This is a genomic window from Fusobacterium sp. SYSU M8D902, from assembly GCF_040199715.1.
GTDB lineage: Bacteria > Fusobacteriota > Fusobacteriia > Fusobacteriales > Fusobacteriaceae > Fusobacterium_A.
The window spans coordinates 1-21,525 of record NZ_JBEFNA010000020.1; the positions used below are offsets into that span (position 1 = coordinate 1).

Consider the following 21,525-nt stretch of genomic DNA (forward strand, 5'->3'; position numbering starts at 1 on the left):
GCTATTATTAATTAGTTTTTGCATAGGTATATTGTATTAGAAATTTGAAAAAATTTCGAGTACTTTATACCTTTTTTTACTTTAAAAATAAAAAAGCCAAAGAGATTAAAAAATCTCTTTAGCTAATTTTAAAACATATAGCTATTAAGTTTGCAACAGCCCCTTTTTATTTTTTACTAAAAATACTCTAAACGATTACTTTCTATTATTTTAATTCAATACAATTTTATAAAATTATCACTTAACAAACTTCCTATTTTTTTATATTATAACTCATAACTAATTATTAGAAATTTCATCACTTAATTTCCCATCTTTTTTTAAACAAATATGGTTCTGGGTAGAATTCCATTGAATATATCCTCTATTCTCAAAAAATGATACTGCAATTGTATTACTTGAATTGATATGTATTTCATAAGAAGTACATAAACAAATCTTTTCCAATTCAGATAATAAGTTAAGGGCAATTCCTTCATTTCTAAAGTTTGGATTAACAAATAGTAAAAAAATTTCTAAGCGATTTTTAGAAAAAAAAGAAGCACATAAACTACCAATAATTTCTTCTTTTTCATTTACTGCTTTAAAATATACTCCTTTTCCAAAATTATTATATAATTCATCTTGTGTTTTATATAATTCTTGTAAATAGATGACTTTAGTTGAAAATAACTGCTGTTGAAGCTGAAAAATCATAGAAATATCATTTATTGTCGCTTTTTCAATTAATATTATTTTCCCATTTGAAATTCTAATTGGTAGTTTACCTTCAACTAAACGTTTATATTCTGCTCCCCATTTAACCATTGATAATAATACTGGCTTTAAGCTATACCCTAGCTCTGTTAAAGTATATTCTACTCTAGGTGGAACTTCAGGATAAATTTGGCGTATTAAAAGGGAGCTACTCTCCATAGAACGCAGATTAGAAGTTAAAACTTTTGATGAAATAGTCTTTAACGACTTTTTGAGTTCGCTAAAACGTTTTGTTCCATACATTAATTCTCTTAAAATTAAAACTTTCCATCTATCATCAATAAGAGAAAGTGTAATTTCAACTGGACATCTTGGAAGATTTTTAATTAGATTAATATTTTTCATAATTACCCCCAATAGTTTCTTTTAGAAACTTTATAACTTTTTAGTATCTACTTTACTTTATGTTCTATAGGAGTATTATAGATATATAACAAAGACAAAGTCAAGTCTTAATAAAAAATGGAGGTAATTTTAATGGAAGAAATTATTAAATTTTTAACTGAAAATCCAGTACAATATTTAGCTACAGTTGGTGTTGATGGCAAGGCAAAGTGCAGACCATTTATGTTTTGTTTTGAAAAAGATAAAAAACTATGGTTTTGTACAAGTAACAAGAAAAAAGTTTATGAAGAAATGAGTAAAAATCCTTTCATAGAAATCTGTATTTCAAATGCTAGTTATTCTTGGCTTAGATTGAGTGGAAAAGCTACTTTTAAAAATGAAATTGAAATAAAAAAAAGTTGTTTTGAAAATCCAATAGTAAAAGAACAATATAAAACAATAGAAAATCCTTCTTTCCAAATGTTTTATTTAGAAAATATTCAAGCAATTATTGCTGATATGTCAGGAAATTTACCAAAAAAATATACTTTTTAAATTTAAAAGTATATAGAGGAGGAGAATAATAATGAACAAAACTAGCATTGATATAAGCAAAGTTTTTATTCCGCATCCTATGCAACTTTTTATTATTGGAACTACCAAAAATGATCTTACTCCAAATTTAGGTATCTTCTCTTGGTTAAATTTTTGTTGGGATGAAGAATTATCAATTAGCCTTTGTTTAGATGGAGAAAAACTAACAAAGGAAAGAATACTAGAAAATAAAATCCTTTCTGTAAATATGGTTACAGAAGAAATATTACCTTATATTAAGAAATGGATCAAAGAAAAGAATAAAAATAAAATATTAAATTATGAAAAAAATTTATTAGAACAAGGAAAGGTTTTAAATGTTCCAATTTTAAAAAATAGTCCACTAATTTATGAATTAGAAGTGAAAAAAACTATAGAACTCAATGGAAGTATTATCTTTATTTGTAAAATAAGAAATACATTAGTTGCAAATAATTTGATTATGGAAAAAGGAGAATATAATTTTAAAAATATCTCTCCAATTCTCGTAGCTTTAAATAATTATTATAAATTAATAACAGATAACAATCTTGGAACTTGGAATTAATATTCAATCATCATGGATTTGCTGGAGTCACCATTTTATATTACTTATTCACTCCCTTAGTAAATTCAAAAATAAAATCATAATTACTATAGATTTATAAAATCTTTTAAATATTCAAGAACAATATTTGTATTTTCTTCAACATTACTCTTTATATCATTTAAATTTTGTTGAATTTTTCTCATTTATAATATAAAATATTGTAAAAAATGGAGGTAATTATGAAGATTTTATTTTCGCCTAGTAAGACAATGAAACTAAAAAATATTAATTTTTCTAAAAATAGAACTATTAACTTTCCTGATAAAACTCATTCATTAGTTAATTCTTTAAAAAAACTTTCTAAATCAGAAATTGAAAAATTATTTAAAATAAAGGGACAACTACTTGAGGAAACTTACAATAACATTCAAAACTTTGACTCTCTAGACTCATATGAAGCTTTATCCCTTTATGACGGTGTCACTTTTAGACAACTAAACTTAAATAGTTACTCTGCTAAAGATTTAAACTACTTAAATGAAAATCTATTAATTTTCTCTGCTCTATATGGAGTTTTATCTCCAAATACTGAAATAAAACCATATAGACTTGATATGACTATTAACTTTTTAGAGGAATCTCTTTACAAATTTTGGAATGATAAAATAAATGATTTTCTTAATGCATATATTGATGAAATCTTTATTAATTTAGCTTCAAAAGAGTTTTCTAAAATAATTGATAAGAAAAAATTCAAAGTTATAAATATTGAATTTAGACAAAAAGTAGATGATAAATTAAAAAATATTAGCACTGAAGCAAAAAAAGCTAGAGGAATGTTATTAGATTTTATGACAATTAATAATATTTCTGATTTAGAAAGTATTAAAACTTTTACTAAAGAAGGATATCAATTTTCAGAATCTGATTCTAACTCTGATACATTATTTTTTATTAGAAAAATCAAATTATAATTTCCTTATATCTCTTTTTAAATTCATAGTTCCTTCCTTGACTTTTTAATAAATAATTGTTATAATTCAATTAACAACATACAAAAAACTACTTGATGTAGTAGAAATAAGGGGATAGTGCCATATCTCCTTATTTTAATTTTAAACTTTTTATAATTCTTCCATAAATATTTTTTTCTAATGGAAGATTTTTTTTATACCTACAATAATTTCTTAGTAAAGGACTTATTATCACTGGAATTAAAAGAAGCCTTGATTTAAAGCTTCTTAATAATAATTTTCCTATATTTACTTACAAATCTTTGATAAATAGTAAAAAACCTGTCTTGTCATATTTAAAACTAGAGTGTTTTATCATACTAATAGAGGAAATATTTTCCTTTTTGATTAATCCAGTTATTATATTTTTCCCTTTTTCTTTAACCCTCTTCTCTGCAAATTCTACTAATTCACTTCCTATTCCTTTATTTCTAGCTTCTTCAATTACTCCTATCAAGTCAATCCAAGCTCCATCATAGTGTAAGTTTGCAACATATAAAATTCCTAAGTATGCTACTGGTAAATCATTTTCATATTTTACAAATAATTCATATTGAGGATTATTTTTTATTCTATCACAAAGAACCTCAATCCCACAATCAATGTCCTTAAAAGACTTACTATCAATAAACATCACATCTTCCATCATCTCTTTAGAATTATCAAACAACTTAATCATCTCTTCACCTACCTACATGAATTTTATTATTTTTCTTCTCCTTAAATTAAGAGTAACACAAAAAATCTTAAAAATCAATCAAACTTACAATGTAAAAATAGCTCTCTATGAGTATATCCCATAGAAAGCTATTTCCAATTATATATTATCTACTATTTTAAGCTCTTTATATTAGTCTAATTGAGCTAGAATATCATCAGCTATATCAAAGTTTGCATAAACCTCTTGAACGTCATCAAGATCGTCTAAAGCTTCGTAAAGAGCCATTACTTTTTTAGCTGTATCTAAATCAGTAATCTCTACTTTATTTTCTGGATTCATAGCTATTTCAGCCTCTTCATAAGTATATCCAGCTTCTTTTATCTTCTCTAAAACAGATTGGAACTCTGTATAGTCAGTTAAAACTTCAAACTCTCCATCCTCTTCAGTTACATCTTCAGCTCCAGCTTCTAATGCTGCCATCATAAATTCATCAGCATCTATTCCTTCAGATTTTACTGTAATTACTCCTTGCTTTTTGAACATCCAAGCAACTGCTCCATCAGTTCCTAAGTTTCCACCTTTTCTAGTGAAAGTCATTCTTACTTCAGAAGCTGATCTATTTTTATTATCAGTTACAACATCAACTATAAAAGCAGTTCCAACGGGTCCATATCCTTCATATCTCATCTCTATGAAGTCTACTCCTTCTAACTCTCCTGTTCCCTTTTTTATAGCTCTTTCTAATATATCTTTAGGCATATTTCCAGCTTTTGCCTTCTCTATTGCAAGTCTTAATCTTGGGTTAAAGTTAGGGTCTCCACCAGCCTCTTTAGCTGCTATTGTTAACTCTTTTCCAAATTTAGTGAATAATTTAGCTCTCTTTTTATCTTGAGCTCCCTTTCTGTGTTGAATATTTGCCCATTTACTATGTCCTGCCACAATAAACCTCCTAATTTTTTCTTAGTTTCTATAAGATTCTATCATATTAACCAAGTTTTTTCAATACCTCTTAATTTTTAATACTCTATTTTTTTTGACTATAATATCAATTTTTTTATCATGTTCCTCTGTTGGAATTCTATCATACAGTTGAAAATCAAATATTGGAGCCACTCTAATAACCTCAGGGTATTTCAGAAATAATCTATCATAATACCCCTTACCATATCCTATTCTATTCCCCTCCTTATCAAAAACAAGTCCAGGAACAATTATTAAATCCAAATCCTCTAAATACTCTTCTCCCAACGGTTCTCTTATTCCATATTTTCCAATTGTAAACCCTTTTCCATACTCAACTACTGATAATATCCCATTTTTTTCTACTCTTGGTAAAAATAGTCTTTTATTATCACGAATAATCTCCCTATTTAAAATTTCTATCTCTATTTCACTTCCAAAATTCATAAATGAAAGAATTTTTTTTGAATCCTTATAAACCTGTAGCTCTTTTACCTTTTTACAGATCTCTCTACTTTCATGCTCTCTCAATTCCTTGTCTAAAAGATCTCGCCTAAGTTTTACCTCACTCCTAAAAAAATCCTTATCCATCTATTTTCCCTAACTCTTGTTTCAACTGTTTTAAATCATTCCAAAACTCCAAAGCTGCTTTAGATTTTTTTCCTGCTTCATTTCTTGATCTTTTAACAAAGTTCACATCATAAGTTATAAATACTTTTATTCCACCTGTCCAAGGATAGATCTTTCCTCTCTCTTCTCCCAATTTTATATCTCTTTCCAATAACAGCTCTGCTACTTCTGAACCAAGACTAACTATTATCTTCGGCTTGATTAAAGCTATCTGCATCAATAGTAACTCTTTTAATTGCTCTCTCTCCTCTGGCATAAACTCTAAGAACTTACAATCTTTTTTTGCAAGTGTAGTTATGTAATAATCTTCTGGAGTAATCCCTTCTATATCACAAAGTTTTATTAAAAACTCTCCACTTGAACTTGGAGCTACTTTTAAATCTTCATTTTGATATAGATCTGGATCATCACCTATAAAAAGTAGATTAGCTTCTCTATTTCCACTTCCAATCAGAGTCTTTCTCTCGCTATTATCTCCATATGTTTTCCCCAATGAACCTATTTCAAATTTTAACTCTTCCCAAAAGTTATCAATCTCTTCCACGCCTTACCTCCTAAAATTCAAATAGCTCAGTGGCTAAATCCTGTTTTGCTAACTCATAAGATAACTCTGCTTTTCTCATATTCATCTCTTCTTCTAAGGTTTTCTGTACAAGTAATGGATTGTTACTATCCTTACTTATATGTGCAAGATATACCTTCTTCAATTTCTCATCATACATCTCTTTTATGAATTTTGCTGCATCATTATTTGAAAGATGTCCATTTCTACTCTTCACTCTTGCTTTTAAATCCCAAGGATAACAGCAATTCATCAACATATTATAGTCATAGTTACTCTCTATTACCATAATATTTGCATCTTTAAAATTCTCTCTAACTATATTATTTACATAACCAATATCCGTTGAAATTGCAGCAATCTTACCATTTTGTGATTCTATTCTATAACCTACTGTCCTTTGTGCATCATGCATAACATCAAATGGTTTTATTAAAATATCCTCACTTAAAACAAATTTATCTTTTATCAATCTTAAATTTTCTGTAGCTATCTTTCCTAATTTGTTCTCTCCAGCTCTATAACTCTCCTCAGTTATGTAGATAGGAACATTGTATTTCCTTGAAATTATCCCTGCTCCCTGTATATGATCTATGTGTTCATGAGTTATTAAAATTCCATTTATCTCTTTTATATCTCTATTTATTGAGTTTAATCTCTCCTCTATCTTTTTACAACTAAATCCAGCATCAATTAGAATCTTTGTCTTTCCACTCTCTATAAATGTTGAATTTCCTCCACTTCCACTTCCTAATATTGAAATTTTCATTTAATTTTCCCTTCTAATTTTACAATAATCTATATAATATTAATATATAATTTATACCATATATTTCAAATTTTTTGAATATTTTAATTGTATTCCAGAAGAAAAAAAGGAAGAAATCAAGAGTTTTACTCCTATTCCTTCCTTCTTCTTTATTATAATAATTTAGCAGCTATCTCAGCTATCTCAGATCTTTCACCTTTCTTCAAAGTGATATGTCCTACAATGCTTTCAAATTTCAATTTGTCTGCCATATAAGTAAGTCCATTAGTATTTGCATCTAGATATGGATTATCTATCTGCTGTGGGTCTCCAGTAAAAATGATCTTAGTATCCTGTCCAGCTCTTGTTACAATAGTCTTAATCTCCAATGGAGTCAAGTTTTGAGCCTCATCTATTATTATCAAACCTTTCGGAATACTTCTACCTCTTATATAAGTAAGGGGTTCTATCTTCATCATTCCCATTGATTCTAAGCCCTCTACTACCTTTTCTCCAGCCTTATCTTCTTTAGCTTCGCTTAAAAAATCTATATTGTCAAATATCGGTTGCATCCAAGGTTTTAATTTTTCCTTTTCACTACCTGGTAGATATCCCAAATCTTTTCCCATAGGGATAATCGGTCTAGCTATTAGTATCTTTCTATATCTTTTCTTCTCTACCACTAGTTCCAATCCAGCAGCTATAGCCATCAGAGTTTTTCCTGTTCCAGCTCCTCCTACCAATGTAACAACTTTCACACTGTCATCCATCAAGAGCTCCATAGCAAATCTCTGTTCATCATTTCTAGCTCTTAGCCCCCAAGCTTGTCCGTCACCCAATATAAATTTTTTTATCTTACCTTCTACATATCTTCCACATAAGATATTATCTTTATATTTTAATTTGAAGAAACAATTTGGTGTAGCTAATATATCCTCTCTATTTAGATCAACAAAGCTTATCTTACCATCTTTATCAAATTTATCATAAAGTTTTTTATCCACTTCTACTTCAAAATATCCATCATAGAGTTCGTTATATTCCACTCTATCTGTATTATAATCCTCTACTTCCAATCCCAATGAGTCAGCCTTAATTCTCATATTTATATCTTTACTAACTATTATAACTCTTCTATCTGGATTATCCTGCTTTATTCCTAAGGTTACAGAGATTATATTGTTATCCATAACATCTTTACTCAAATTCTCTGGTAACAACTCTCTATTATTTTTGATTTCCACTTTAAAAAATATATCTTCAGGTAGATTTACACCTTTTGAAAGACTTCCCTTAGATCTTATCTCGTCTAATACTCTAGAGGCCATTCTAGCTTGAATTGCTGTATTTTGATTTCTCTTTAACTTATCGATCTCTTCTACTACATAGATAGGTAAAATTACATCATTCCCTCTAAAGTTATAGATACATTTAGGATCATGAATAAGAATATTAGTATCTAATACAAAAATTTTTCTCATATAAATCAGCTCCTTTGAGTAATAATATCAAAGTGTCCCCTTTAATTATATGTTCGTAAAATTTCTGCTATTTCCTTTATTTTTTCAATACTCTTTTTATTACTTGTAAAGCTGCTGCTGTTCCGTCAGCTACAGCACAAGTTATCTGTCTTACTGCTCCACTCTTTATGTCTCCAGCTACATACATACCCTCTATATTAGTTTTTAATTCAGAGTCTGTTATTATATATCCCTCTTTATCCAATTTAGCAAACTCTCCATACATCTCTGTATTATTTTTTGTTCCTAAGTATAAGAAAGCAAAATCAGATTTATAAGTTTTTTCCTCTCCCTTTTCTGAAACTAATAACTCCTCTACATACTCTTTTCCTCTTATTTCAAGAAGTTTTACTCCTGTTATTATCTCTACCTTTTCAGAAGATTTCAATGCCTCATAACTCTCTTTACTACACTTGAACTCATCTTCAACTACCATAACTCTTATTTTCTTTGAGAATTTAGTTAAAAATAGTGCCTCTTCAGCTAATTCCTCTCCCTGTCCTACCAATGAAACTGTCATAAACTTTGTAAAAGCTCCATCACAAGTAGCACAGTAAGATACTCCCTTACCTAAAAACTCCTTCTCTCCTTTGATTTTTTTCCCAAAGTTTTTTCCTGTTCCTGTTGCAACAATTATATTTTTTCCTTTAAAATTTCCAGCATCTGTTTTTACTATCTTTACCTCTTCATATGGATCAAATCCTAAAAGTGTACCCTCTACAAACTCTGCTCCAAATTTCTCAGCATGTTGTCTCATTAGTAAGTTTAACTCTGTTCCTGTTATCCCCTCTGGAAATCCTGGATAGTTATCAACTTTATGAGCCATATATAGACTTCCTAAATTTTTTCTCTCAATTATTAAAGTTGAAAGTTTTGATCTCCCTGTATATAATCCAGCTGTTAAACCAGCAGGTCCTCCTCCTATTATTATCACATCATATATCTTTTCTACCATCTCTCTCCTCCTATATCATTCCTTGCATTGTTAAAAATACTTTTTCTTCTCCTATTGTTGTTGGTTCACTGTGTGCACTGTAAACCTTAGTATCTTCAGGTAATTCTGTACAAAGTCTCTTCAAACTTTTAAAAAGCATATCCCCATCACTTGTTGGTAAATCATATCTTCCAAAACTTCTTCTAAACATTGTATCTCCTGAGATCAATATTTTATTCTCTTCATTATAGAAACATTTTGATCCTATTGTATGACCTGGAGTATCAATAACTCTAAACTCTCCTATCATATCCCCATCTTTCATAGTTGTATAATCTCCATTGTATTCAAAGTTTGTTCCATTTATATACTTCATCAAACTCAATTCATTATCAACTAAAAATCTCTCTTCCTCTTTTCCAATATATACCTCTACATCTGGATAGATCTCCTTTATTCTATTCAATCCAGCTATATGATCCCCATGTCCATGAGTGAATATCATATACTTCAAAGTTAATCCATTACTTTTTATAAAAGATTCTACTCTACCTAAATTTTCTCCACCACAATCAAATAGATATGCTTCTTTATTATCATTCCATACCAAGTAACAGTTTGTCATTAAGCTTCCCAAGTAAAAAGTCTGTATCTTCATTCTATCCTCCAATTCTATTCCTTTCTTGTCTACATTAATATTATACTTTACCTTACAAATCTTGTCAAAATATTACTACTAAATTTTAAAATTTATGCTATAATTAATATAAAAGTTTAATAACTGTACTTAATTTTTATTATGTACTTTTCTCAAACTATAAAATTAATACAATAGGAGGAATTATTTTGAATATAGTTTTATTAAATCCAGAGATCCCATACAATACAGGAAATATTGGAAGAACATCAGTATTAACTAACACTAAGCTTCATCTTATTAAGCCTTTAGGATTCTCACTTGATGAGAAACAATTAAGAAGAGCAGGGTTAGATTATTGGCATCTAGTTGATCTAGTTATTTGGGAATCTTATGAGGAGTTTGTAGAAGCAAATGCTGGAGCTAGAATATTTTATGCTACTACTAAAACAACTCAAAGATATAGTGATATCGAATTTAAAGAGAATGACTTTATTATGTTTGGACCAGAATCTAGAGGTATACCAGAGGATATTTTAAATGCTAATAAAGAGAGTTGTATCACTATCCCTATGATTGATATGGGACGTTCTCTAAATCTATCAAACTCTGCTGCTATAATTCTTTATGAAGCACTTAGACAGACTGATTTTAATTTTAAAAAATAGGAGAATAGTATTATGAGAGTTTTAGGAATAGATCCAGGTACTGCGATTGTAGGTTTTTCTATTCTCGATTTTGAAAACAGTAAGTTTAAAGTTATTGATTATGGGTGTGTGTATACTGATAAGGATCTTCCTATGGAGGAGCGTCTTTGTAAGATCTACTCTGAGCTTACAGAGATAATAAAAAGATATCAACCAACTGATATGGCAATAGAGGAGTTATTCTATTTTAAAAATAATAAAACTGTTATCTCTGTTGCTCAAGCTAGAGGTGTTATTATTCTCTGTGGAAATCAAAATAATCTTAAGATTAGTCACTATACACCTCTTCAAGTAAAAACAGGAATTACAGGATATGGAAAGGCTGAAAAAAAACAGGTACAGCTAATGGTTCAAAAAATCCTCTCACTTGGTGAGATTCCAAAACCAGATGATGCTGCTGATGCTTTAGCCATTGCTATCACACATATCAACTCTATAAATTCTGGTTTTTTCAGTAGAGGTTTAAATGATAAACTCAGCACAAAAAATCTTCCCAAAACTAAGATATCTGCTAAAGAGTATAGAGAACTAATTTTGAATGGAGGTAATTAATATGATAATTGAAACTTTAAAACAGATCCGTTCTCACAGAAGTTTTTGTAGAGAAAAAATCTCAATGGAAGCTCTTGAAAAAATGATTGAAAGTACAAGATACGCTTCTTCCACTAAAAATAGCCAAAAGATAAGATATGCCCTTATCAATGATGAAGAGCTTTGTAAACAGATATTTTCCTTTGTGAAGTTTGCTGGGGCTATATCTTGGAATCCAACACTTGAAGAAGCTCCAACTGCATATATTTTAATGTGTAGTGAAACACCCCTAACAAGTATAACTGAAAAAAATCTATACTTTGATATGGGAATTGCTTCACACAACATTCTTCTTGTGGCCAATGAGTTAGGATATGGTGGTTGTATTATTGGAGCTTACAATAGACCAGAGGTAGATAAATTAGTTCAACTTCCTGAAAGATACTCTTCACATATCTTACTTGCCTTAGGAAAACCTACAGATAAAATTCATATTGTAGATGCAATTAATAATGAGACAACTTACTACAGAGATGAGAATAATCAGCACTTTGTACCTAAATTATCCCTTGAAAACATTTCTTTACTAAAAAAGTAAAAAATAATTCTTGACTTTTTTACTAGGTTAATGTATAATTCAAGTATCCTTTCTTTTAAAGTATTTTAATTTACTTAATTAACAACAATATAAAAGCTGTCAGTGCATATAAAAATCTGACAGCTTTTATATTTTTTGGAAAATTTTTATTGATAATCTTGTATATAATTTAACTTTAATTTAAAAATATTTTTTTCTATCAATTGAGTTACAACTTGAGTATTTTTTATCTCAATTCTCTCTAAGAATATTAACTCTTCTAAGCTTAACACTCCTAAACTCAATAGTGAAAAATCTCCTATTTTTACTCTTATATCCCAATCTGTATCTACTATACTCACCTGTCCACTCTCATTTAGAGAAAAAACCCTATTATTATCAGATATAATATCATCTACAATAGATATTTTAAAAGTTATCCCTTTAATATTTAAATTCTCCAGTATTTTTTTAGGATCTAAAACTCTTCCCATTATAAATTGGTTTTCACTCTTATAGACTCTTTTCTGATTTTTAAAATAATATTCAATTCTCTCTCCCTCAGGAGTTTTTATCTCCAATTTAGGATAATACTCTCTAAAAGTTTTTATAAAGCTAAGTAGGTTCTCATACTCTCTCTTTCCCTTTGCAAATAGCTCTCTTACTGTTAATATATCTCCCCTATATAGAGCTACATATCCTCTTACTATTCCCTTTGAGTAAAGCATGTAGATATCTCCACCGTCACTTATTATCTCAGCTACCCAATTTTTATAGTAGTTCTCATCTCTCTCTACATATAAGGATCTATTTTTCATAACAAAATCATATACACTTATCAAATCACTATAAAGGGAACTCTCTATTTCCAATTTTACAATCTCAAACTCTCTATCTATCTTATCAAAACATATCTCTTTAGTTTCTAAAGAGAGTTTATTTAACTTTGTAATATATTCAAAACCATAACCTCTATAGATTTCTGGATTAATTGGAGATAAAAAAACCAGTGGCAAACCCTTTTCATAACTTTTTTTTAAACTTTCCTCCATTAATTTTCTCATATATCCCCTACCTCTATATTGAGGAGAGACTGCCACTCCTACTATATAGTTAGATGGAAAAATTTTCCCATTTATATTTAGCTTATATGGATTTTCATGTAGAGAAGCTCTTATACTTCCAGTCTCCTCTAAAACTAAAAACTTATTTTTGTCATATAGTTTAGTAAAATAAAAATCCACCTCTTCTTGGGAATCTTTAAAACACTCCTCCCAGATCTCTCTCGCTCTTTTATAATCGCTATCTATTCCATATCTTATCATTGTTTACCTCTTAAATATTACTTTTATTTTTCTTTTTATTATATTATAATTTAATTAGAGAAAAAAATCTATTATCTTTAGGAGGTTTTTAATGTTTAATTTTAATTATAAAATACAGAAAGAGGATATCAATTATGGTGGACATGTAGGAAATGAGAGAGCTCTTTTATTTTTCCAAATGGCTAGAATAGCTTTTTTCGAGTCTTTAGGTCTAAGTGAGTTGGATTTGGGAGAGGGAGCTGGTGTTATTCAAAAAAATAGTTTTGTAGAATACAACAAACAGCTATTTTTAGATGAAAATATCTCTATAACAATCAAGAATATTGAATTTTCTAAGACAAGTTTCAATATTTTTTATGATATTTTTAATGAAAATAGGGACATTGTTATAAGTGGATCTACTCTTTTAGTTTGTTTTGATTATTCAAGTCATAAAATAAAAAGAGTGCCTGAGTCATTTAAAATGAAAACTCTTTCACTTTCTGAGGAGATGTAAATATGAATATACTTGTCAGTGCTTGTTTACTTGGAGTAGCTTGTAGATATGATGGGAAGTCCAAAGAGGTAGCAAAAATAGTGGAGCTTTTAAAATCTCACACCTTGATACCTGTCTGTCCTGAACAGCTTGGAGGTCTTGCAACACCGAGAACTCCTTCTGAAAGAAAATATGATAAAGTTATCAATAAAGATGGAGTTGATGTCACTTTTGAATATGAAAAAGGAGCTGAAGAAGCTCTTAAAATAGCTAAACTATATAAATGTTCACTAGCTATTCTAAAAGAAAAAAGTCCCTCTTGTGGTTGTGGACAAATCTATGATGGTAGTTTTACAAAAAATTTGATATCTGGAAATGGTACCACAACTGATTTATTATTAAAAAACAATATAAAAGTTATCTCTGAAAATTCAGATGAAGTAAAAAATCTTTAATATTAGGGTCTATTGTATTATTAGGATCTTGTAAACTACCATAAGAGTAATAATAAGTAACATCTCTAGTGAATAATTTTCCATCTCTCCTCCTTAAAAATTTTTTTTATTTTTTAAACTATTTTCAACTTTTTTAAGTCAAAATAGTATGGGATAATTTTATTATAACATAGTTATCTTTTTAGTTGAATATTTTTTTGATTAAAATTAAAATATCAACATTTATTTTAGGTGATACAGTGAAAAAGAATTTTTTAATTTTATTACTCTTTAGTTTGAGTGTTCTCAGTTTCTCTTCTACAAAAACAGCATTTGAAGCTCAATTAGTAGAAAAACAAGGGGTATTATACTACAAAAATAGTAAAACTCCCTTTACTGGAAGAGTTATTTCAAAGAAAGATAGGAACTACTACTTAAATGGAAAAGCCAATGGAAAATGGCTAACATTTTACCCCAATGGAAATCTAAAATCTATTGAGAATTGGAAAAATGGAAAACTTTTTGGTAGATTCGTACTTTATCAAGAGAATGGAACTAAAGTTTTTGAAACAACCTATTTAAATGGAAAAGATAATGGGGCATACTTACTTTTTCATAAAAATGGAGTCTTACAAATTCAAGGTGCCTTTTCTAACGGTGTTCCAAAGGGAACTTGGAAATACTACAACAACAAAGGAAAGTTGGTTGGAAAAGCTGTGTACCCTGATAAATAGCTATTCTAATACTTGGGAAAGTTTTATATAATTTTTATAAGGGGGTCTTCAATGAAGCTCATATTAAGTAAAATTTTAAATACTTCTGTCTTAGTTTCTCCTAAGAAAGCATTACAATTATATAAGATAATTGTAGAAAGAATAAAGAATGGAAAAAATGTAAATATAGATTTTTTAGGAATACAAGCTACTACACTATCTTTTTTATATATTGTTTTCAGTAATGTAGCAAAAGAGTGTGAAAAAAATTCTAAAGAATTAAAACAATTAATTTCAATTTCTAATGCATCACACAATTTAATTGAAGAGATGAAATATCTTAGAGATAACTATAAACAACTTAGTTTAAAATTCTCTGCACTTGAATATAGCTACTCTTAAAAAAATTAAATATAATAGAAAAGGAAAAAAGTTACTTCTAATCGTCAATGATTTTCAATAACTTTTTTCCTTTTTTTATCTAAATTCTAATATTTTTTATGTATACTCAACTATTCTTTTCTCTAAAATGCTTTTCTGGACATCTATTACTCTCTGATTTCTACTTCCCTTCCACTTCTGATTTAAGTCCTTTTGCTCAAGGATAAATCTTCCATCCACAAGGACATCACAAAGTGATATTAGTGCTAATCTTTTAGGATCCTCTTGTAACTGTTCCCAAGTAAAACCACTCCACATCCAGACATCTTTATCTGGAAATCTCTTTTTAAATTTTTGCAAAAGCTCTGTCAATGGCTCTACATTCATATGATAAGTTGGATCTCCACCTAAAAGTGATAATCCCCTTGCTGTTTTTCCATATTTTTCAAAATATAAAAATATCTCATCCTCTTCTTTTTGAGTAAATGGTTTTCCATAGTCTGGTTCCCAAGTATCTTTGTTAAAGCATCCCTTGCATCTGTGAGTACAGCCACTCACAAATAGACTAACTCTTATCCCTTTTCCATTTATCATATCTGAGTATTTTATTCCAGAATAATTCATTTTCCATCTCCTAGTTATGTTTTACTCTACTTATTATCTCTTTCTGTTTTCCTTTGTTGAAAGGTCTTGCGTTTGGCTGACTCAAATATCCACACACTCTTCTAATTACACTCATCTTATCATTTTCATGATTCCCACATTGTGGACACTCAAATCCTCTTTCAGTTGCTAAGAACTCTCCTTTAAATCCACAAACATGGCATTTATCTACAGGCTGGTTGATTCCCATATAGTGAATTCCCACCTCTTTAGCATATTTTAAAATTCCATGTATTGCTTCAAGGTTATTTTTTAAAGAGTCTGTCTCTATATAACTTATATGCCCACCTCTTGAGTATTTATGCCCTAGAGCTTCCAATCTCAATTTTTCAAATGGATTGATATTTATATGAGAAGATACGTGGAAAGAGTTGTCATAGTAACCCTTATCTGTTATTCCCTCTATATCTCCAAACTCCTCTTTATCTATTCTTGCAAATCTATCACAAAGAGATTCAGAAGGTGTTCCATATAGAGCAAATCCTAAATTAGTCTCTTTTTTGAACTGATCCACTTTTTCTGAAATATATTTTAAAATATTAAATGTTTTTTCATAAATCTCATCACTATATGCAAAATCCTCTCCATAAAGTAATTGAGAAACTTCACTAAGTCCTATATAACCTATTGAAACTGTAGCATATCCTCCCCAAATAAGATCTTGGATTGTTTCCTTAGGTTGTTTTTCTGCTAAAGCTCCTGATAACCATAGAATAGGTGCCATCTCTGCTTGAGTTTTCTCTAAATAGTGAGCTCTGAATACTGAGTTTTCTTTACACATCTCCATAACTCTATCTAGCTCTTTATAGAATCCAGCTTCATCTCCCTTATTTTTTATAGCTATTCTAGGTAGGTTTATTGTAGTTGCTCCTATATTAAATCTTCCTGAATATATCTCCTCTCCTTTTTCATTAAACCAAGGTGATAAGAAGGCTCTACACCCCATAGGATAAACTACTGTTCCCTTTTCTAATTGCTCCTTTGTAATGAATAAAATATCTGGATATACAGATTTTGTCATACATTCAAATCCAAGTTTTGCAATATCCCAGTTAGGATCTCCCTCATCTAAGTTTAATCCTTCACACATTGCAAAAACTATTTTTGGGAATATAGCTGTCTCTTTTTTAGCTCCAAACCCATCCATTCTAGTTCTAAATACAAACTCTTGAACAAGTTTACCCTCCCAAGAAGTCTCTGTTCCTATTCCTATTGTTGTAAAAGGTGTCTGACCATTTACAGTTGATAGAGAGTTGATCTCATACTCTAATCCTTGCATAGCTTGCTTTACAGACTCTCTAGTCAAATCACAGCTATACTCATAAGCTAGTGGATATTTCTCCTTTAGCTCCATATTAGAATACTCTATATTTCCCTTTTCTAAAACCTCTTTAGAAATCTCTTCACTAACTCTCTCCACATATTTTAAACCTTTTGTAAAATGCTTTTTAAAGCTTTTCTTAATATATGGAACTAGGGCTCTATCTAAATATGGGATTGAACACCCTCCATAAGTATTTGATGATACAGAAGCTATAATTTGAACTATGTGTCCTACTGCTACATCTACAGAGTTTGGCTCTAACATCTTAGCATTTCCAATATTACATCCACCTTTTAACATTCTCTCTATATGAACAAGCTCACAGTTTGTCTCTTTAAACAAAAGATAATCCAAATCATGAATATGGATCTCACCTGTTTCATGTGCTTTCTTTAAATGTTTAGGTAAAACTTTATTTAAATAGTAATCCTTTGATGATATCCCTGCTAAAAGATCTCTCTGTACAGAGATTGTTTTTGCATCTTTATTTGCATTCTCACTTAAAATATCTTCATTTGAGGCATCTACTAATTCAGAAATATTTTTATATATTCCTTTTTCTTTATTTCTTATCTCTGTCTTTATAGCTCTATAACTTTGGTAAGCTATAGCTATATCCTTCTCACTAGAAGCCATTAATTTTTTTACAACTATATCTTGTATATCCTCAACATGCATTCTCTTATTATCCAAATTCTGAATCTGTGTTGCAATCTTCTCTACAAGTTCCTCATTAACTGTTCCAGAACTCTGTTTAAAAGCCATTGTCATAGCTCTTACAATTCTATTTTTATCAAAATCTACAACAGTTCCGTCTCTTTTTATAACTTCTTTCATCTATATCAACCTCACTAATTTTTTACCTAAGTTATTATACAACCTTTTTATAAAAATTAAAAATATATACAATATATAGTGGTAAAATTAAAAATCCTACCACTATATAGTAGCAGGATCTATTATCTCTCATATTTTTAATCTGAGGGGCTTAAAAAATTTTTTCCTCTAGTGTCAAATATAATTTATATATAATGATGCAATTTTTCTTAAAATTTTTTTTATTTTTCATTATATAGTGCTAAAATTTCTAAATACTCTTTTCTTATCTCTTCACGTAACTGCTTTGGTTCTAATATCTCAGCTTCCTTAGAAAACTGTCTAAAGTAAAGCTTTGCATTCTCATTAGCTACCTCAAACCAATAGATATCTCCATCTTTTTTTACAAGTTTTGGTCTATAGTTAGTCAAGCTTTTTAAAAGACTCTCCCCCTCTTCACTCAGTCTAACTTTTACTATATTCCCATTTCCTAAAAATGGGTCAAAGTTCTTTCTCATATTCTCTATATATTTTTTATCTTTACCTTTAATTTTTTCATCAAGTATAGATATGATCTCAAGCTCTTTCAATTTATAGTTAGCATACTCCTTCTTCTCTTCATTATAACAGAACAGAAAGTTTTCATCCCCTCTCTCCTCCCGTTTTATAAAATAAGGCTCTACACTAACAACACTTTTCATATATTTAATTTTTAGCTTTTTTTTCTCTTTGATAGCTTCTAAAATGCTCTTTACTCTATCTTCAAATATAAATATCTCTCTCTGATACTTAAATTTTGAGGTATATAATTCAAACAGCTCTCTGAAGTATTCAGCTTCTACATCCACTTCATTAGCCCTTAAAACATCATAGTATATCTCTCTATTTGAAACATTTAAATCAAATTGTATTATCTTTTTCAATGGACGCCCTTGAGATTCTAAAAGTTTTTCTACTTCCATTTTCTTACTATATTTAAATCTCTCCAGAATATAGTTACACAACTTGTTATTATTTATACCAAACTCCTCAGTATCATTCTTCATAAGACGCCATATATCCTCTGGAACAGTCACTCTAATCTTCTTCATATTTTTTCCCCCACTACAATGGTCTTTCATTATTATAACACATTCAAGCTTTTTAATAAATATGATTCCATATTTTTAATAACAGAAGAGGGATGTTGTAAATTTCAACATCCCTTTATCATTTCTAACATTTTTTTTAAAAAATTTTTCTTTTTTAAACCAAGCTTCTCTCTCAATACTTTTTTCGCCTTATTATTTGGACAGATATTACAAAGTTTGGCATGACATAAACTACAATTATTTTCTAGTTTTTTCAGTCTCTCTTGATATCCCTCTAGCTCCTGCATAAAAATCTCCTATTTTAATTCCCATCTCTATATCTAAAATAACTATTTTTACCCATTTTTTTAGCTTGATATAGAGCTTTATCAGCTTTCTTATATAACTCTTCAAATGTAAATCCATCATCTGGTGCTACAGCTACTCCTATCGAAGCTGTTATTTTAACCTCTTTTGTTTCATTGGTATAAGTTTTTTCTAAAGAACTTCTTAAATCCTCTATCAATCTCTCTGCATCAAAATATGAAGTTATATTTGTCAAAAGAAGTACAAACTCATCTCCACCAAGTCTTCCTATAATATCACTAGCTCTGAACTTACTCCTCAACATTGTAGCAACTTCTATTAAAACCTGATCTCCACACCAGTGTCCTAGGGTATCATTTAATCTCTTATAGTTATCTAAATCTAATAAAACAAATACCTGTTTTATCTCATTTTCTCTATTACTAATAAGTATTTTATTTATCTTATTTTTTAATGTTGTAGCATTGTATATTCCTGTTAATCCATCTTTTTCTGCTCTATTTTTTAGTTCAATCTCTTGATGTTTTTTACTATCTATGTCATTAATAACAAATAAAACTTTTAAACTATCTTGAATATTTATCTTATAAATTATACAAGATACCCATTTATATATATCATTAGTCTTATATAAAAACTCTATCTCATACAGCTCTTTTTGATCAAGAAATACTTTATTCAGATTTTTTACTGAAATCTTATCTAAAACAAATAAAAGGTGCTCATCCTTTACATTTTTTAAAATATTATCTTGTAAAAATCTATCTAAATTCAATTGAGTCTCTTCACCATTGATTTCTATCACTTGGTTATCTTTTAAATCTACTTTTGCATAGAGTAGTGAGTTTTCTACTAATTTATCATAAACTTCTAATTTTCTCTTAATCTCTTTCTCTTTCTTTTTAGCTTCAGTAATATTAGCTACTATTCCAATAGTAGTTAGTATTCTGTTGTAATTATCATATGTATTTAATAAAAGAATGTTGTACCAACTCTCTATTCCATCAACAACAACTTTTATATCAGCTTCACTATTTTTTCTTCTATAGTTATTTAAAAATAGATCATTTAAACTATCTTGACTCTCTTTAGCTACAATTCCTTTATCTATAAAGCTTTGAGGTACTGCTTTTATAACTTTTTTATCAAAGAGAGGAGTTAAAAAATTAGTTTTTAATGTAATCTCTTTATAGAAATTATCATATGTAAATACCATATGATTAGAGTGCTCAGCTGCTGTACATAAAATATCTATATTTTCATCTGCTTTTTTTTGTGCTTCTTTTATATCCTCGGTAGTTCTTCTATTATATAGATAAACACAGATCAACATAACTATAAAACAGATTATTGTCACTATCTCATCTGTCAAAGCTAACTCATTTATTAAAGTAACTCTCTCTTTCATCAAAGAGTCTCCACTTTCAGAGACAAGATATCCCTTCATCTCTCTCAATGGTGTATAGTACCCATAGTAAGTTATACCATCTTTTTTATATCTAAATTCTCCCTCTTTTTTACTTAAAAATTTATTTTTTATACGCTCTATTTTTTTATCATTAACTTTAGCTTCTTTTAAGTATTGCCAAAAATTTATGTCAGTATCATTATTTTGAAATTTGTTTATATATGTTCCAGAAGTATCTAAGATATAAGTTTTATTATTTTCATCATTTTCTAATTTAATATTAGATATTTTTTCAATAGTCTTAAAATGAAAAACTCCATATACCACTCCAATTATCTTATTTTTTATTTTTTTAGAATAGATTGGATAGGAGATAATTTGAACATATTTTCCATTTTCAACTTTAGATGAAATAACTCCTGAAAGTCCGACCTCTCCCTTAATTGATTTCTTAAAATAACTTCTATCTGCTATATTAACCTTATTTCCCAAATTATCACAAGCATTTCCATTTTCATCTGTTACACCTATAAAATCATAATAAGTTAACTCTTTAGAAAATTGAAGCATCTTTATTATCTCTGGAGTATCAAACTCCCCGTACTCGCTTACTAATTTACCTATATTTTCTAAATCATTAATCATATCATCAATTATTAATTTAGTGTCTAATACCTTGTGTTTTGCATAATTTTTTAAATTTAGTTTGAAATACTTTATCTCTTCCTCTTTTATTTTTCCTCTAAATGAGTAAAAAGATAAAACATTCCCCAATAATGCTAATAAAATAACAATGATAAAATTTCTATTTTTTCTTATAATCCCCTTCATCTTTTTGCCCCTAAATTCTTTTAATTATGTTAAATTATACCAAACATCTCATATATATTCAAGTGATTTTTAATT

25 protein-coding genes and 1 pseudogene are annotated in these 21,525 nt (G+C 28.8%); 10 read left to right on the top strand and 16 right to left on the bottom strand.

Annotation, left to right across the window (positions count from 1 at the left end; translation table 11 throughout):
- Positions 1-279 precede the first annotated feature (279 nt).
- Together ABNK64_RS07760 and ABNK64_RS07765 are read right to left on the bottom strand one after the other, a co-directional pair.
- Positions 280-696, bottom strand: coding sequence for a GNAT family N-acetyltransferase (locus ABNK64_RS07760; protein ID WP_502878729.1), 417 nt, complete (start codon positions 694-696; stop codon positions 280-282).
- Positions 697-771: 75 nt separating this feature from the next.
- A pseudogene (locus ABNK64_RS07765) lies at positions 772-1,101 on the bottom strand (winged helix-turn-helix transcriptional regulator); the annotation flags it as partial.
- A 132-nt stretch (positions 1,102-1,233) separates the two neighbouring features.
- Here ABNK64_RS07765 and ABNK64_RS07770 point away from each other — a divergent pair.
- From ABNK64_RS07770 to ABNK64_RS07780, 3 genes are all read left to right on the top strand, one after another.
- Positions 1,234-1,635, top strand: a complete 402-nt coding sequence (locus ABNK64_RS07770) for a pyridoxamine 5'-phosphate oxidase family protein (protein WP_349764033.1) — start codon at positions 1,234-1,236, stop codon at positions 1,633-1,635.
- 31 nt (positions 1,636-1,666) lie between these two features.
- Positions 1,667-2,221 (top strand): flavin reductase, encoded by a 555-nt coding sequence (locus tag ABNK64_RS07775; protein ID WP_349764034.1) that lies wholly within the window; start codon positions 1,667-1,669, stop codon positions 2,219-2,221.
- A gap of 221 nt (positions 2,222-2,442) precedes the next feature.
- The gene (locus ABNK64_RS07780) at positions 2,443-3,177 is read left to right on the top strand and encodes a YaaA family protein (RefSeq protein ID WP_349764035.1); all 735 of its coding nucleotides are present in this window, start codon (positions 2,443-2,445) and stop codon (positions 3,175-3,177) included.
- Positions 3,178-3,469: 292 nt separating this feature from the next.
- On the opposite strand, the gene ABNK64_RS07785 is transcribed toward ABNK64_RS07780, so the two are convergent.
- The 8 genes from ABNK64_RS07785 to ABNK64_RS07820 form a co-directional block, all read right to left on the bottom strand.
- Positions 3,470-3,895 carry a GNAT family N-acetyltransferase gene (locus ABNK64_RS07785; RefSeq protein ID WP_291255296.1) on the bottom strand — a complete coding sequence of 142 codons (426 nt, stop codon included), beginning with the start codon at positions 3,893-3,895 and terminating at the stop codon, positions 3,470-3,472.
- A 171-nt stretch (positions 3,896-4,066) separates the two neighbouring features.
- Entirely contained in the window at positions 4,067-4,816 is a 750-nt protein-coding gene (locus ABNK64_RS07790; protein WP_291255297.1) for a YebC/PmpR family DNA-binding transcriptional regulator, read from the bottom strand.
- A 60-nt stretch (positions 4,817-4,876) separates the two neighbouring features.
- A complete protein-coding gene (locus ABNK64_RS07795) occupies positions 4,877-5,428 on the bottom strand; it encodes a 5-formyltetrahydrofolate cyclo-ligase (protein ID WP_349764036.1) in 552 nt (183 codons plus the stop codon).
- The gene (locus ABNK64_RS07800) at positions 5,421-6,011 is read right to left on the bottom strand and encodes a uracil-DNA glycosylase family protein (protein WP_291255299.1); all 591 of its coding nucleotides are present in this window, start codon (positions 6,009-6,011) and stop codon (positions 5,421-5,423) included. Before ABNK64_RS07800 ends, ABNK64_RS07795 begins: the two co-directional genes overlap by 8 nt.
- Before the next feature lie 10 nt (positions 6,012-6,021).
- Entirely contained in the window at positions 6,022-6,798 is a 777-nt protein-coding gene (locus tag ABNK64_RS07805; RefSeq protein ID WP_291255300.1) for an MBL fold metallo-hydrolase, read from the bottom strand.
- A gap of 152 nt (positions 6,799-6,950) precedes the next feature.
- The gene (locus tag ABNK64_RS07810) at positions 6,951-8,258 is read right to left on the bottom strand and encodes a PhoH family protein (protein WP_291255301.1); all 1,308 of its coding nucleotides are present in this window, start codon (positions 8,256-8,258) and stop codon (positions 6,951-6,953) included.
- 76 nt (positions 8,259-8,334) lie between these two features.
- The gene (locus ABNK64_RS07815) at positions 8,335-9,252 is read right to left on the bottom strand and encodes an NAD(P)/FAD-dependent oxidoreductase (protein ID WP_349764037.1); all 918 of its coding nucleotides are present in this window, start codon (positions 9,250-9,252) and stop codon (positions 8,335-8,337) included.
- A gap of 10 nt (positions 9,253-9,262) precedes the next feature.
- Positions 9,263-9,889 carry an MBL fold metallo-hydrolase gene (locus ABNK64_RS07820; RefSeq protein ID WP_349764038.1) on the bottom strand — a complete coding sequence of 209 codons (627 nt, stop codon included), beginning with the start codon at positions 9,887-9,889 and terminating at the stop codon, positions 9,263-9,265.
- Positions 9,890-10,077: 188 nt separating this feature from the next.
- On the opposite strand from ABNK64_RS07820, the gene ABNK64_RS07825 reads away from it, so the two are divergent.
- From ABNK64_RS07825 to ABNK64_RS07835, 3 genes are read left to right on the top strand one after another with little or no spacing between them, the layout of a single operon-like run.
- On the top strand, positions 10,078-10,536 hold the full coding sequence (locus ABNK64_RS07825) for a tRNA (cytidine(34)-2'-O)-methyltransferase (protein WP_291259478.1): 459 nt from the start codon (positions 10,078-10,080) through the stop codon (positions 10,534-10,536).
- A 12-nt stretch (positions 10,537-10,548) separates the two neighbouring features.
- Positions 10,549-11,127, top strand: coding sequence for a crossover junction endodeoxyribonuclease RuvC (gene ruvC / locus ABNK64_RS07830; protein WP_349764039.1), 579 nt, complete (start codon positions 10,549-10,551; stop codon positions 11,125-11,127).
- A 1-nt stretch (position 11,128) separates the two neighbouring features.
- The gene (locus tag ABNK64_RS07835) at positions 11,129-11,704 is read left to right on the top strand and encodes a nitroreductase family protein (protein ID WP_349764040.1); all 576 of its coding nucleotides are present in this window, start codon (positions 11,129-11,131) and stop codon (positions 11,702-11,704) included.
- Positions 11,705-11,850: 146 nt separating this feature from the next.
- Here ABNK64_RS07835 and ABNK64_RS07840 read toward each other — a convergent pair whose 3' ends face one another.
- Entirely contained in the window at positions 11,851-13,008 is a 1,158-nt protein-coding gene (locus ABNK64_RS07840) for a GNAT family N-acetyltransferase (RefSeq protein ID WP_349764041.1), read from the bottom strand.
- A 91-nt stretch (positions 13,009-13,099) separates the two neighbouring features.
- Here ABNK64_RS07840 and ABNK64_RS07845 point away from each other — a divergent pair, with 91 nt between their 5' ends.
- From ABNK64_RS07845 to ABNK64_RS07860, 4 genes are all read left to right on the top strand, one after another.
- On the top strand, positions 13,100-13,504 hold the full coding sequence (locus ABNK64_RS07845) for an acyl-CoA thioesterase (protein ID WP_300342101.1): 405 nt from the start codon (positions 13,100-13,102) through the stop codon (positions 13,502-13,504).
- Between the two features lie 2 nt (positions 13,505-13,506).
- Entirely contained in the window at positions 13,507-13,938 is a 432-nt protein-coding gene (locus ABNK64_RS07850) for a 2-thiouracil desulfurase family protein (RefSeq protein ID WP_291255309.1), read from the top strand.
- A 239-nt stretch (positions 13,939-14,177) separates the two neighbouring features.
- Positions 14,178-14,651, top strand: coding sequence for a toxin-antitoxin system YwqK family antitoxin (locus ABNK64_RS07855; RefSeq protein WP_300342099.1), 474 nt, complete (start codon positions 14,178-14,180; stop codon positions 14,649-14,651).
- Between the two features lie 51 nt (positions 14,652-14,702).
- Complete coding sequence (locus ABNK64_RS07860; RefSeq protein WP_291255311.1) at positions 14,703-15,032, top strand: STAS-like domain-containing protein; 330 nt, start codon at positions 14,703-14,705, stop codon at positions 15,030-15,032.
- 96 nt (positions 15,033-15,128) lie between these two features.
- On the opposite strand, the gene nrdG is transcribed toward ABNK64_RS07860, so the two are convergent.
- The 5 genes from nrdG to ABNK64_RS07885 form a co-directional block, all read right to left on the bottom strand.
- On the bottom strand, positions 15,129-15,635 hold the full coding sequence (gene nrdG / locus ABNK64_RS07865) for an anaerobic ribonucleoside-triphosphate reductase activating protein (RefSeq protein ID WP_291255312.1): 507 nt from the start codon (positions 15,633-15,635) through the stop codon (positions 15,129-15,131).
- Between the two features lie 10 nt (positions 15,636-15,645).
- Positions 15,646-17,835: an anaerobic ribonucleoside-triphosphate reductase gene (nrdD, locus tag ABNK64_RS07870; protein ID WP_349764042.1), complete on the bottom strand. Its 2,190-nt coding sequence runs from the start codon at positions 17,833-17,835 to the stop codon at positions 15,646-15,648.
- A 221-nt stretch (positions 17,836-18,056) separates the two neighbouring features.
- On the bottom strand, positions 18,057-18,905 hold the full coding sequence (locus tag ABNK64_RS07875) for a WYL domain-containing protein (RefSeq protein WP_349764043.1): 849 nt from the start codon (positions 18,903-18,905) through the stop codon (positions 18,057-18,059).
- 104 nt (positions 18,906-19,009) lie between these two features.
- Positions 19,010-19,192: a hypothetical protein gene (locus tag ABNK64_RS07880; protein ID WP_349764044.1), complete on the bottom strand. Its 183-nt coding sequence runs from the start codon at positions 19,190-19,192 to the stop codon at positions 19,010-19,012.
- Between the two features lie 14 nt (positions 19,193-19,206).
- Entirely contained in the window at positions 19,207-21,450 is a 2,244-nt protein-coding gene (locus tag ABNK64_RS07885) for a sensor domain-containing diguanylate cyclase (RefSeq protein ID WP_349764045.1), read from the bottom strand.
- Between the last annotated feature and the right edge of the window lie 75 nt (positions 21,451-21,525).